Source organism: Anaeromicropila populeti, assembly GCF_900112775.1.
Taxonomy (GTDB): Bacteria; Bacillota; Clostridia; order Lachnospirales; family Lachnospiraceae; genus Anaeromicropila_A; species Anaeromicropila_A populeti.
Genome location: NZ_FOYZ01000008.1, coordinates 175,054 through 188,662 on the forward strand (window position 1 = coordinate 175,054; position 13,609 = coordinate 188,662).

Annotated in this window: 13 protein-coding genes and 1 pseudogene; 1 reads left to right on the forward strand and 13 read right to left on the reverse strand. The window is 36.7% G+C overall.

Features of this window, described 5'->3' with window-relative positions:
* Nucleotides 1-62: 62 nt before the first annotated feature.
* From BM305_RS11575 to BM305_RS11610, 8 genes are all read right to left on the reverse strand, one after another.
* A complete protein-coding gene (locus BM305_RS11575; protein ID WP_092560968.1) occupies nucleotides 63-1,265 on the reverse strand; it encodes an RtcB family protein in 1,203 nt (400 codons plus the stop codon).
* Nucleotides 1,266-1,282: 17 nt separating this feature from the next.
* Nucleotides 1,283-2,266: a serine hydrolase domain-containing protein gene (locus BM305_RS11580; RefSeq protein ID WP_092560970.1), complete on the reverse strand. Its 984-nt coding sequence runs from the start codon at nucleotides 2,264-2,266 to the stop codon at nucleotides 1,283-1,285.
* Nucleotides 2,263-4,551: an excinuclease ABC subunit UvrA gene (locus tag BM305_RS11585; protein WP_092560972.1), complete on the reverse strand. Its 2,289-nt coding sequence runs from the start codon at nucleotides 4,549-4,551 to the stop codon at nucleotides 2,263-2,265. Before BM305_RS11585 ends, BM305_RS11580 begins: the two co-directional genes overlap by 4 nt.
* A gap of 15 nt (nucleotides 4,552-4,566) precedes the next feature.
* On the reverse strand, nucleotides 4,567-5,544 hold the full coding sequence (locus BM305_RS11590; protein ID WP_242940523.1) for an AraC family transcriptional regulator: 978 nt from the start codon (nucleotides 5,542-5,544) through the stop codon (nucleotides 4,567-4,569).
* Between the two features lie 2 nt (nucleotides 5,545-5,546).
* A complete protein-coding gene (locus tag BM305_RS11595; RefSeq protein ID WP_092560974.1) occupies nucleotides 5,547-6,065 on the reverse strand; it encodes a flavodoxin domain-containing protein in 519 nt (172 codons plus the stop codon).
* Nucleotides 6,062-6,508 (reverse strand): MarR family winged helix-turn-helix transcriptional regulator, encoded by a 447-nt coding sequence (locus BM305_RS11600; protein WP_092561049.1) that lies wholly within the window; start codon nucleotides 6,506-6,508, stop codon nucleotides 6,062-6,064. The genes BM305_RS11595 and BM305_RS11600 overlap by 4 nt, the downstream gene beginning before the upstream one ends.
* A 154-nt stretch (nucleotides 6,509-6,662) precedes the next feature.
* Nucleotides 6,663-7,847, reverse strand: coding sequence for a carbohydrate-binding domain-containing protein (locus BM305_RS11605; protein ID WP_092560976.1), 1,185 nt, complete (start codon nucleotides 7,845-7,847; stop codon nucleotides 6,663-6,665).
* A 208-nt stretch (nucleotides 7,848-8,055) separates the two neighbouring features.
* A complete protein-coding gene (locus BM305_RS11610; RefSeq protein WP_092560978.1) occupies nucleotides 8,056-8,475 on the reverse strand; it encodes a MarR family winged helix-turn-helix transcriptional regulator in 420 nt (139 codons plus the stop codon).
* A 209-nt stretch (nucleotides 8,476-8,684) separates the two neighbouring features.
* On the opposite strand from BM305_RS11610, the gene BM305_RS11615 reads away from it, so the two are divergent.
* Complete coding sequence (locus BM305_RS11615; protein WP_092560980.1) at nucleotides 8,685-9,500, forward strand: alpha/beta hydrolase family protein; 816 nt, start codon at nucleotides 8,685-8,687, stop codon at nucleotides 9,498-9,500.
* A gap of 121 nt (nucleotides 9,501-9,621) precedes the next feature.
* On the opposite strand, the pseudogene BM305_RS18805 reads toward BM305_RS11615, so the two are convergent.
* From BM305_RS18805 to BM305_RS11640, 5 genes and pseudogenes are all read right to left on the reverse strand, one after another.
* Nucleotides 9,622-9,705, reverse strand: a pseudogene (locus tag BM305_RS18805) (MerR family DNA-binding transcriptional regulator); the annotation flags it as partial.
* A gap of 52 nt (nucleotides 9,706-9,757) precedes the next feature.
* Nucleotides 9,758-11,020: a glycoside hydrolase family 27 protein gene (locus tag BM305_RS11625; protein ID WP_092560984.1), complete on the reverse strand. Its 1,263-nt coding sequence runs from the start codon at nucleotides 11,018-11,020 to the stop codon at nucleotides 9,758-9,760.
* 183 nt (nucleotides 11,021-11,203) lie between these two features.
* On the reverse strand, nucleotides 11,204-12,388 hold the full coding sequence (locus tag BM305_RS11630) for a sensor histidine kinase (protein WP_092560986.1): 1,185 nt from the start codon (nucleotides 12,386-12,388) through the stop codon (nucleotides 11,204-11,206).
* Nucleotides 12,376-13,038: a response regulator transcription factor gene (locus tag BM305_RS11635; RefSeq protein ID WP_092560988.1), complete on the reverse strand. Its 663-nt coding sequence runs from the start codon at nucleotides 13,036-13,038 to the stop codon at nucleotides 12,376-12,378. Before BM305_RS11635 ends, BM305_RS11630 begins: the two co-directional genes overlap by 13 nt.
* 54 nt (nucleotides 13,039-13,092) lie before the next feature.
* The gene (locus BM305_RS11640; protein ID WP_092560990.1) at nucleotides 13,093-13,602 is read right to left on the reverse strand and encodes a lantibiotic immunity ABC transporter MutG family permease subunit; all 510 of its coding nucleotides are present in this window, start codon (nucleotides 13,600-13,602) and stop codon (nucleotides 13,093-13,095) included.
* Nucleotides 13,603-13,609: the final 7 nt, after the last annotated feature.

Consider the following 13,609-nt stretch of genomic DNA (forward strand, 5'->3'; position numbering starts at 1 on the left):
TATAATACGAAATCCTACCACTTTTTACAGTGGCAGTGTTTCATTTATTATAAAGCCGGTTCTCAGTTGGAAGCCTTAAAGTTATAAATTGGTTTCATTACATCTATGACATCCACTGAATCTCTAATGACATCCATAATATCTTCCAGTGATTTATAAGCCATTGGTGCTTCATCCAATGTTGCCTCATTTACAGAAGTCGTATAAATTCCTTCCATCACACCTTTATACTCCTCCATGCTCAGTGTTTCCTTTGCCTTTGTTCTTGACATAAGCCGTCCTGCACCGTGTGGCGCAGAATAATTCCATTCTGGATTGCCTTTTCCTACTGCAAGTACACTTCCATCCCTCATATTAATTGGAATCAACACCTTTTCACCTTTATGGGCTGCTATTGCACCCTTTCTTACGATCATTTCTTCTGTGTCAATATAATTATGAATAGTATGGAATGCCTCTCCACTAGCTATTCCAGTACGTTCAAGCAATACTTCTGCAATTTTCTCACGGTTTCTTTTGGCATATCTTTGACATATTTCCACGTCATGAAGATAATCTTCTAAATAACTTCCATATAAATAACACAAATCCTCTGGCATTGTTGTTTCTCTTTTATTCCACGATATTTCTTCCAATGCTGCCTGAATCTCATTCCTTCTTCCCTGCTCTTTAAAGGTGCGTATAATTTCATCCCTTTGCTGAAAATACGTTTCTTTTCCCTTACTTAGGTCAATCGCTAACTGCTGGTAAATCTCAGCAACCTGTTTTCCAAGATTTCTGCTTCCAGTATGAATCACCAGATATTTCGTTCCATCTGCTGCCTGATCTACTTCAATAAAGTGGTTTCCACCTCCTAATGTTCCCAGACTCCGTTCTAACCACTTGGTGTTTTTTAGACTTCTATAGCATCGAAGTTCTTGTAAGTCGAAGCGCTCCTGTCTGCCTTCCCAAATATTCATTCCTGAAGGCACATAATGTGCAGCTTCATCCAGTTTTCTAAAATCTACATCTACTTTTCCTAATTCAACTGTATACATCCCACACCCAATATCAACACCAACAATATTAGGTACTGCCTTATCCACAACCGTCATGGTTGTGCCAATTGTGCAGCCTTTACCGGCATGAACATCTGGCATGATTCGTATCTTGCTGCCTTCTGTGAATTCGTAATTACACATTCTTCTTATCTGTTCAATTGCTTCTTCCTCCACTACCTTTGCATAGCAGAGAGCTGTATTTATTTTTCCTATAATCTCAAACATTTATCTTTTCCTTTCTCTCACTCTTCATAATTTTCAAACATTGGTTCAATATAATCCTTAATCAACTTCAATCTATCTTTAGCCTTAGGTATAAAAAGAGAAGCAATCGCGGTTACCATCTGTTTCTTGGCATTCACATAAATAATATTCCCGCCATCTCCCATTGCTGCATACGCATGTTCCTTCTCATTTATAATCCACCACAGATATCCATACGACAGCCTCAACTGGTTACATCTAATATGTTCCTTGGTACTCTCCATTATCCAATTAGATGAAACAATTTGTTTTCCCCTCCATATTCCTGCATCCAAGTATAGCTGACCTATCTTCGCCATAGCTTCAGTAGTCAAATTAAGCCCCCAGCCTGCTGTATTTACTCCCGTCTTGCCTGCAACCCATCCTTTGATATTTTTAGCATTGTAAAACGCCATCTGTTCCTCTTTATTATGAAAAACCACATTATTTCCAATCGGTATTTCCAATGGATTAAATAAGTATTTTTGTGCAAAATCACGCACAGATTGTCCCGTTGCGTTTACAAGTATACCCGAAAAAATGTCTGGTCCTATGATAGGAGTATATCTAAACTCTCCCATCTTTCCTTTTCCTCCTAATAAATCAAGGGAACTATAAACCCAGTTATCACTTGCAAAATATTCTGCATAAGGCTCTGCTTTATATTTGTATGGTGCTGTCATTGTCAACATATCCTTAAGTGATATATTTTGTATCGTTTTCTCCCCTCTTTTCACTCCATACTCAGGAAAGAATTCTAATACTCTCTGCTCCACACTTTTGATATGCCCTTTATCTATGGCAATACCAATCAATATAGATATAATACTTTTTGTCACTGAAAAAACATGAAAAGTAGTGGCAGCAGTACATTGGTTTAAGTAGTTTTCATATTGTACTTCACCGTTTTTTAGTACAAGCATTCCTCCTATATTGCTATAGCTGTTATTCATTATTCTATCCAGCTTCGTCTTTAAAATCATATTAGATACCTTCCTGTCTTAGAATTTGGATTAACTATTAGCTGCTCAGGTGTTCCGTTGGCAATCACCTTTCCTCCCTTATCTCCTCCTTCTGGACCAAGTTCAATAATATAGTCACAGCTTTTTAAGACAGCTATGTTATGTTCAATGATAATGACAGAATTACCATTGGAAACTAATTTATCTAATATTTTTAGCAGCAATGCCGTATCATACAAACTAAGTCCAGTTGTTGGTTCATCCAGCACATATAGCATATTGCTCCCATGCTGCTTCCCAAGTTCTTTGGCAAGCTTAACTCTCTGTGCCTCACCACCACTTAATGATGAAGTTGGCTGCCCTAGTGTTAAATACCCCATACCCATCTGCTCTAAGATGCATAGTGGCTTTACAATGCTGGCTTGATTGGCAAAGAAGTGAACAGCCTGGGTAATACTCATCTCTAATACGTCTGAAATGGTTTTTCCTTTATATTTTACCGAAAGGCTCTGTTCCTGAAACCGCTTACCATTACACGTCTGACAGGTTTTATCAACAGAAAAATCTGAAGTTAGAAAGATTCTTTCAAAACCACTTCCCCCGCAGTCCGTACATGCTCCTTTTGAATGAAACGAAAAGTATCCAGCATCCATATCTCTTATTCTTGCTTCTGGTTGATTTGCAAAAACCTCCCTGATTTTATCCCAGATTCCTATATACGAAACAGGCGTAGAACAGGCGTTTTTCCCAATAGGTTCTTGAGATATCTTTACAAAACCACCGATCCGTTCCTCCCCTTCTATTCCAGACCCATGACCATATTTTTTGGCACTAGCAAGTCTTTTTAATAATGTTTCTTCTATCAAGGAACTCTTACCGCTTCCCGATAATCCTGCTATTCCAACCATTGCATGAAGTGGAAATGTAACTGTAATATGCTTTAAATAAAACGTATTGGCACCTTTTAGTACTATACAGTTATTCTTATCAAATATATCTGTTCTTCTTTCACGTTGTGGCATAATGGATTTTTCAAATAAATATTTGCTCAGCAGGGTATCTGCTTTCATATACCCCTGATAATCCCCTTGATAGACCACAGTTCCCCCCTCTGTGCCAGCCTTTGGACCAATCTCGATTATATGATCGGCCTGCCCAATCAGCTCCTTATCATGCTCCACAACAATGACGGTATTACCTATATCTTTTAGTTTCTTTACCGCCTGAATCACGCTTGGTTTCTCAGAGGGATGTAATCCTGCCATGGGTTCATCGAATATATAAATTAAGGAATTCAATCTTGATTCTAACTGGAGGTAGAGAAAAATACGCTGTACCTCCCCACCACTTAATGAAGACATTTCACGGTAAAGGGTAAGATGCCCCAAGCGAAACTGGATGAGCTGCTTTAAATGTTGTCTTATATCTTTTACTATATTCTTTCCAAACTGGGATAATCCTTCTTCTGGTACTTCGTTCAAATAATCATACAGACCCGTCAATGTCATCTGTGCCAATTCACCAATCCGTTTTCCATATAGAAAAACTTCTTTTGGCTCCTCGCTGATCCTTTCACCATGACAATCTGGACAAAGCTTCTTCCTATAAACTTCCTCTACGTCTTCTCCTTTTTCATATGCATTCCTTAGTACCCGTTCCAGACAATAACTTTGTTTCCCATTTTCATAGGTTCCATAAACCACTTCATCTCGAATATCTTCTGGAAGCATCCAAAATGAAGTGTTAAAATACATACCATATTTCTTCTTTAAAATTCGTAAGAAACCAGCAGTTACATTAAGTCCCACATAAACCTCGGCAAGAGTTATTGTACGATTAGGAATTAACTGTTCCAGATTAATATCGTAATAAAAGCCTCTTCCCTGGCAACTAATGCACATGCCCTCAGCTGTTGTATAAAGGTAGTAACTTGGAGAGAGATTTTTTTTATACCCATCCAGCGTTTTTCCTTCACTTGTAAACATAAGGGCCAGTTGGTTCAGTATTCTGGTCTTTGTGCCAACTGTAGATCTGGGATTACTCTGCCGGATTGTACTCTGACGTACCGCCACTGTAGGGCCAATTCCTTCTATTATATCAAATTTGTCCTCATTATTCAGCCCTGCCAGAATACCGATGGATCGTAGATACTGGTTCTTACCTTCTTCAAATAGAATATCAAATGCAAGACTGGATTTTCCAGATCCACTAATACCGGTAATGACTACCATTTGACCTTTTGGAATAATCAGACTAATATTTTTCAAATTATGAAGCCTTGCTCCATGGATTTTTATTTTTTCCATATGCTCACCTCTAAATCATTTTTCAGCACATTGGAAAAGAATAGGCTCAATGGGAACATAGATATCAACCTTATGAATATGATTCTTATTGGTAGATGGGTTATTACGGTACACTTCAAATGGGTAAGAATTTCTTGGAACGTAACCACTACACATAATCCATTCCTGGTACATGTAATTCCAGGCATCACTATACTGATGCTGCTGAATTTCAAAATGCCCGACTGCGTAGAGTCCATCTACTAACTTCATCTTGCCAATTACTCCGTCTTCCTGAATTACAATATCCTCTGGAACCGTCAGGCACAGACTGGTACGGAACTGACTCTCTTCTCCAAATTCCGGATTATCATGATAGACCGCAAGCACCCAATTTTGTCCATCCGCAAGAAGATTTTGGTTGTCTGCATGAGCAAATAGTGTCTGAATCAGACCAGGATACTCCCTTTCTAATGTCACATATGTGCCAGTATGCCTGACATAAACCAACTGTTTCTCTTCCAGCCGTACTATTGTAATTTGCCCAGTTACAGGACTCTGTATGTCTGCCCATTCTTTCTTTGCTGTGTTCTTATTGTACTCTGACAAGAAAAAAGAATCTTTGCAATTCTTGCTATATTCTTTTCGGTATTCCCTTGGACTAATCCCATAATAATTCTTAAATGCCCTGGAAAATACGGCTGAATCAAAAATTCCCAGTTCATAGGCAATGTCTGTCATATTTTTATCTGGCCGATGTGCCAATAGAAAAAGTGCATTCTCCATACGAATCCGGTTCACATATTGAGCTGGTGACTCATGTAATATGGCCTGAAAGATACGGCTGAAATGATATTTAGAAAACCCCGCCACATTGGAAAGTTCCTCTATAGATAGGGAACTTCCTATATGATGCTCCATATAATCCTGAACCTTATGAATTCTATGTATGTATTCCTCCTGACATTTCAGTTCTGACATATAAATCTCCATTCTGCCGCCAATCTGCGGCACAGCTAATTTTGCTTTTGACTAACCTCCTCATTCACATACTGAATTAACGGTTCTATATATTTCTTATCTGAATGATCAAATGACGTTCCCAGGTGCTTCTCCATGAATACATCCGTCTCCGTCTTATTCTCTTTTTTTGCAATTGATTTTTTCATAGACTTTAACATCATTCTGATTAGAAAATTTAGCTTTTCAAAACGAAAACCACCTGGCATATAAAAAAACACTGTATTCTCCAATCCGTTCTTTGTTTGAATACTATCTGCTACTTCCTTTGTTTTAGGCAGCGAACCCACTGCATACACCACAAGATTATTTGCTCCCATTTTTTTGATTTTATCTAGACCAACAATTGTATTCCCCATAATCCACCCACCATATATAACCATTTCACATTGGTGTAATGTGCTTTCTTCTACTTTTTTTAAATCCACCATCTCACAGTTTAGCTCTTTGGCAATCCACTCTGCATATGTTTTAGTAAATCCAGTGGAACTTTTATACACTACTACTCTTTTCATTTTTGAACCCTCCCGCCCAAATTCTGATCCATCTTCTTTAATGTCCTTAAGGTGATTTCCATTTCTTTTTGCGTAATGTTTCGATACAGATTTTCCATAAATTTAACCGTTTTCTCTCTTTGGTCACATGCCATTTTTTCGAATTTCCCAGTAGATTTCAACAACAGCTTTCTTTTATCTATACCATCTTTTTCAATGGTTAGGTATTGCTCTTTTTGCAAATGTTCTGCCATTCTTTTAACGTTCTGATACGAGCACCCAATAACAGCACCCATTTCCGTTAAAGCCGGCGGCTGTTCAAACATTTCCAAAGCGATCATCATAAAATGCTGCTTCATTGTAATATCATCAAATTCTTTATCGCCAATAGTTTGAATTCGATTACTCAGTGAAAACAGCATTCCGTATATTCCATATTCCTCACTTACACTTGATATATTCACATTATTTCTCCATATACATAACATATTATACTTATAACTATATAACACATTATATATTATGTCAATCCTACTTCTTGCATCACTTTTTATACAAGAAAAAGAACCATCTGCTTCCAAATGATTCTTTTTCCTCTTAATATTTTATTTCTTATCACTACTGCCACCTTGATCTATTTCCGCCCATTCCTCCTTTTCCGCCTCCACCCATCATGGATTCTGGCAGCTCCGTAATTACTTCACCATTTAAGGTAACTGTTCCACCATTTAATTCTCCTGCCACATCCCAGTCAAAACCTGAATTTGCGGTTACATTTACTATTCCATCATTTATTATAATAGTTCCATTTGCATCAAATGCATCTGTGTCTCCACTTCCTACCTCTACTGTAAGGTTTCCGCCATTTACCTCGATTATGACATCATAACTTGTCGATTTGCTTGTAGCGTTTATTCCATCATCTGTGGCATAAACAGTTATTGTACCATCATTGATTTGAATATAGGTACCTTCTATACCTTCCACACTACTGGTAATATTGATGTTACCACCATCCACTTGAACTACGCTGGTTCCACGAATTCCATCATCACCTGCTGTAATCTCTAGCGTCCCACCACTTATATAGATAGAACCCTGACTGTCATCCTCATCATTTTCACTATGGATGGCATCTGCCCCAGCATTGATATGTATTGTACCATCTGTTATCCCGACGAAATCATTTGCTTCTAACCCATCCTTGGATGCCGTAATGGTGTAACTTCCACCTGTTATTTTAAGATCATCCTTGGAAGTAATTCCATTTCCCGTAGCTGAACTTATGTTTAGTGTTCCTATTCCATTCAGTACCAAATCTGATTTTGAAAAAATAACGGCATCTAAATTAGTTTCTCCATCCGCACTATAAGTACCTGTTACCTCAAAGTCATTCTCACTATCTGTAGTGGTCACAAACACTTTATCACCCGTTTTTACATAAATTGCAGGTGCATCTGTGTTTGTTATGCTGACTCCGTCTAAAACGATTTGAACCTTAGCTGTTTCTTCTGCTTCTACTACAATGGTTACTTCCTCAGCATCTCCACTGATTACATAAACTCCTTCTTCGTTAATCGTGATATCCTCTCCACCTACCACTGTAATATATTGTGCTTTGGATGTATCTGCTGTCTGTTCATAGTCTCTGTCACTAAATAGTTCTGTTGTAACTAATGCAGAGCCTTCCACTGCGTTTTCCGTTGTAGAAGCAGTACTGCTGCTTTGAGTTGAGGAACAACCTGACGCAGTAGCAATAATTAATATAGTTAAGAAAATGGCAATTATTTTTTTTGATTTCATATTTATATTCTCCTTAATTTTGAATTAGTGTTTACTTGATAAGAAGATTATAACTTACGAACTTAAAATGAACTTAAAGTCATCCCTAAAAAATCTTTTCCATAATTAACCTTCCCCTTTTCATTTGGATATTCCTCCTGTACATAAGTATTATGTTTAAAATCTATTGAAACATGGATTTATTCACTGAAAGCGATTTTTTGTATAATTAATTTTGCAAATTCTTATAGATTCGGTTCAAATAAATAAGACATTGTTCCTTTTCTTCGTTTGAGAATCCGTTAAAACATAACTCTTCCACCTGATCAACATACTCTAAAATCTGAAAAGCTAATTCTTTTCCAATATGTGTCATAAAAACTCTGGTAATGTGGGTTCCATTACTTAGATTTTCTGAAACCCTATGAATCAATTTATCATTCTCCATTTTTTTCAATAACGCAGACATGGTTGCAGGTTGGAGCTCACAAGCCTTTGCCAAATCCTTCTGTGAACAACCATCATTATAAAGTAATAACTCTATAATCTTTGGCTGTCCTTGTGATAATCCAATATTATTAAAGTTTTTTAAATTTATCTTTTTATGTACATTATACAATCTTAGTAAATAGTGGTGAAATCTATCCATTTTTATTCTCCATGCTCTGACTACACTTTTGAAGTAGATTAAAATCAACCTTTTCCCTACTTCTAGTAAAAGTTTATGTCAATATTTATTATTAAATATATATTAGCAATCTAAATAAGTCAAGTTCCATTTGACAACATGGTAAGTAAATAGTATATTAGTGTAAGTTAGTATTCTAACTTGATGAAAACTTGGAGGAAAGCGTGCCTATGAATACAACAAAAAAAGCAAATACTGAACAATCTGTTAGTACAACCACGACAGCCAACAGTGAAATAATCATAACTGAATTAACCATTAAAAACGGTGAAAACTCCATTTATGGAAAATTATATACTCCTTCTGAAAATGGAAAACATCCAACTATTATACTTAGTCACGGTTATAATGGAACAAATAGTGATTTTACAAATGAATGCGAATATTTTGCTGAAAATGGATATGTTGCATATGCCTTTGACTTCTGCGGCGGTTCCAATAGTTCAAAAAGTTCTGGTATATCAACAGATATGACAATATTTACGGAGAAATCAGATTTACTTGCCGTTATTGATTACATAAGAACCCTTGAGCAAGTTAATGACCAGCAGATTTTTCTTTTTGGTGGCAGTCTAGGTGGACTTGTTACTACTTTAGCCGCTGAAGAATATATTGACAAGGTCAAAGGTATGATTTTATACTATCCTGCCTTATGCATTTCTGATGATTGGCGGAAAAACTATCCCTACGTCGAAAGTATTCCAAATACATTAAACTTCTGGGAATTAAATCTTGGACAGAATTTCTTTCTCAGTATTCATGATTTTTATGTATTTGAACAAATAGGATTATTTGATAAAAACATTTTAATAATCCATGGTGATCAGGATACCATTGTCCCTATTTCATATTCACAAAAGGCAATGGAGCTATATAAAAATGCCGAACTTATCACCCTAACTGGCGAAGGACATGGCTTTACTTCTATTGGAGGAGATAAAGCAAAAAAATATGTTCTTGATTTTTTAACAACACACACTAGTTAATTACTCTATAACTTTATAGTATGAACAGGTTAAGCAGCAAAAAAAGATAGCAAAATCCGATTAGAAACTCCCACCTTCTAATCGGATTTTTATCCTATTCATTTTGATAGAAATCTTCATTTTGCAATAAACCTATTTCATCATAATAATGAAGCGTGCGTACGCTGATACCTGTTATTTTAGATACTTCTGTTACAGTTTTCATTTTCCATTCCTCCTTTGATACATTCAATTTACACCATCACGTAACGTGAGTGTCAATAGTAAAAATAGAACGCCTTTGCACTATGGGTACCTATACTAGTTTTTATCGACGTTACTTCCGACAGTATTTCTCCACTCCAAAGTTCAAATCCGTTTACGCTGTTATAAATTTCAAGATCTGAAAGGGAAATGTCAACTTCCGTATCTTTTTCTCCTGCGTTGAAAACAGCAGCATACTGTCCACCTTCAGAGCTTACAGACGTCCACAGAATAATTTCCACTCCGTTCATTTCTCTGCGCCAAACCTGATGAGAGTGTCTAGAATTGCTGTGCATTTTCAGCACTTCCTGATTAGTTAAAAGACTCATCGTAAATTCGTCAAAACCTGTCATCTCACCCCCAATAATTAAAGGAGAACGGAAAATGCTCCAAAGTGTAAGCATTGTAATCTGCTCATTTTCAGTAAATTTCGTGCGGATTGATTTATCGTAATCTTGTAAGATAGGGCCTATAGGAAGCATATCTGCATCCGGCCAATGACCTGCTCCCGAATGAACGCACCATTTCTCTGCACGCTCAAACATATTGTAAAGAAGTTCCCACTTATCCCAAAAATCATCTGTAATCCGCCACATATTTGAAAACTGCTTATATAACTCCGCCTTTTCAAGTAGTGCAGGTCCAGGAGAAAGACTTAAAATCATATCTCTGCCACAGCTATGAAGCGACTCGCTGAGCATAACAAGCTCCCCTTCCTCCTGGGGAAGCTCACGAGCAATATCATCACACTTTATAAAGTCAACACCCCATGACGCATATAGCGCAAAAAGACTGTCATAATAGGCTCTTGCGCCCTCCCTTTCAGGATTAACACCGTACATATCTGTGTTCCAATGACAAATGCTATCTGTTTTTGCAATTTGACGTGCAGTCTTATTTGTACCTTTGATTGGGGTATTGCGATGAACCGCTTGTCTTGGAATACCTCTCATAATATGTATCCCGAATTTCAGACCGAGAGAATGAACATATTCTGCAAGAGGCGCAAAACCTTTTCCATTTGCGGAGGATGGAAAACGATTCTCAGCAGGAATAAGCCTCGAATATTCATCCATACAAAGTTCCGTAAACTGGTCATACTCGTGGTTTTTTGCATTAGGAGCGCTCCATTGAATGTCGACGGTAACATATTCCCAGCCATATTGTTTTAGATTTTTCGCCATGTATTCTGCATTTCTTCTTACTGTTTCTTCATCAACAGCTGCGCCGTAACAATCCCAGCTATTCCAACCCATAGGTGCTGTAAGCATATTCATTTTTAATCCTCCACGATTTTATACATTTTTTATTGCTTCCTGCTGCGTACAAGCCTGTCACTATTAAGCCAAATGTATCAGCTTTTTTCACAACATTCTATCTGGACAGCCAATCGAAAGCACACTTGTTTCCAACTATCTTACATGATTGCCAGCTGTTTATCAAGGATTTAATAAGAAACTTTATAATGGAATTTTTATAATAACTTTTGCTCCGTGTGTATCAACAGAATTCTCCAAAACAAGCAGTCCACCATGCTGCTTTGCCACAGAATCAGCAATATAAAGACCCATGCCGTAATGTAATTTAGAATTACGGCAGCTACTTCCCATATAAAATTTTTCTGTTTCAATTTTACAATCCCATCTGAGCTGGATATTATTCACCATGCACAGACCTTTTGCTTCTTTTTTAATATTTTGCAGAAAATCAGCAATAGCAACCTGGCTGATCCGTACTTGTATGCCATCGTTTGATTTTGTTACCTCCATTAACATCTGAACATAATTCTGTATCTGCAACGAACTTGCTTCAATGTACTGAATGCACTCTAACTGTTCTTCTGTGGGGTTTGTGTCAAACAATAATTCAGCATTTCCTCTGATAAGAGTTAATGGTGTTTTTACATCATGTGCTAATGCAGATATCTGCTCTTTTCTTAACTGTTCCATCTTCCACTGTTTTTCCAGAGAATTTCTTAAAGCTACACGCATCTTATCCATAGAAACCAAGACCGTATTTAATTCCTTTATATTATCTGTTTCGATAGGAAACTCTAATTCCTGATTTTGAATTTTCTTGGTTGCAAGAATAAGGGGATTCATTTTCTTCTGAAGTACCTGCCCAAAACGAATTGCCACACAGGCAAAGCTTATAATAATCAATAGCAATGCAATAATTAAAATGGTCATTTGCGGAGATAAAAAATATTTTTGCAAAAATGCATCTTTATATTGAGGAATAATTTTATATCGAAGTACACAATATTCGTTTTCTCTGAAAACTACTGTATAATAGTTTCCATAAATGTCTGACCTGCTTCCTTGTACAGCCGCCCATGCACGTTCTACACCTTTTCCATTTATATCTCCTGCTTTTACGGAGCCATTTGTATCAAATACAATGTAATCACAAAATTTCGGAATCATTTCTGAACTTATCTCCTCTGCATTTAGGAGCTTTTCATATGCCAAATTTGCCTGTTCCTGTGCATAATCCGCAGGATAAATCATATTACTAATAAACAAAATATTAAATGTAAAAAGGATTAATATGCCAACCAAACTAACGCAAATAAACAAATATAGAAGATATTTCAGATAAAACAAGCTAAGAGAGATTTCTCTTTTCCTTTTTATTTTTCCCACTTATACCCTACCCCCCAAACTGTTTTAATTGGGAAGTAACCCATATTTTCTAATTTTGAGCGGATATTTTTAATGTGGGTAGAAATTGTATTGTCACTACTTTCTCCATCATATCCAAACACACCTTCATATACCTGCTCTCTGGAAAATATCTGTCCTGCATGATGTGCTAAAAATTCACATATCTGGTATTCACCCTTAGTCAATGGCACTACCTTTTCATTGACAATAAGCTGCTTTCCAGAGAGGTTGAAATAAGCATTTGCAAAAGTAAGTTTTGCAAAATGTTCCCGATGCTCACGCCTGAGATGAGCAGACACCCTTGCTCTGAGTTCAAGATTTCCAAAAGGTTTACTAATATAATCATCTCCGCCTAGTTCTAATCCCAGCACCAAGCTGTTTTCCTCCGTCTTTGCAGTAAGAAACAGTATAGGACAATCGACATAACTTCGTATTTCTTTACATAAGGTAAAACCATCTATTTCTGGCATCATCACATCTAGCAGAATTAAATCATAAGACTCCGGTCTTAGCTGGCTGACAACTTTTGGTTCAGAAACAATTGTTACATTATGTCCATCCTTATTTAAAATTTTTTGTATCATGATTAAAATTGCCTGCTCGTCATCTACTGCTAAAATATTTGCCATAGTCTTCTTCCTTTCTTTCTTAAATTATACTTTCAGAAATACCCCCTGTAAAGTTTAATCACTAGTTTTTTGCCCCTCCCAATGGCAGGCCCAGATTCCATACAAAACTAATGCACAAAATGTAATGATGACACAAAGAAAAAGCGCTGCTTTATATTCAACATTAAATACATCCGTCTTTTTGGTTCCTGCAAGTGCATAGGTTGCAAATCTTGCAGGCCATGCACAAGGTGTATAACTCCAAATAGAATCACCCATTCCTGTCAGAAACAGTGCCGACACTAAACTTTCTACAATACCTACACCGATGGAAACCCCTTTATTTAATCGCAAAGATAAGAAGATATGCCAAATGTATAAAAACATGCTGCTTCCTAATAGAATAAATGCCTCTTTTACATAAAAAGAAACACTAACAATCTGTTCCTTCAGAATATACAGGTACCCCGCCCCAAAAAGAGTGCTTGCTAATACAACTGAGAAAGTTCCCATAAATATTAAAAGAAATAAAAATTGGTTCCATACGCCACTGAACTTCTCATTTTCATTTAATATAAAAGGCATCTTATTA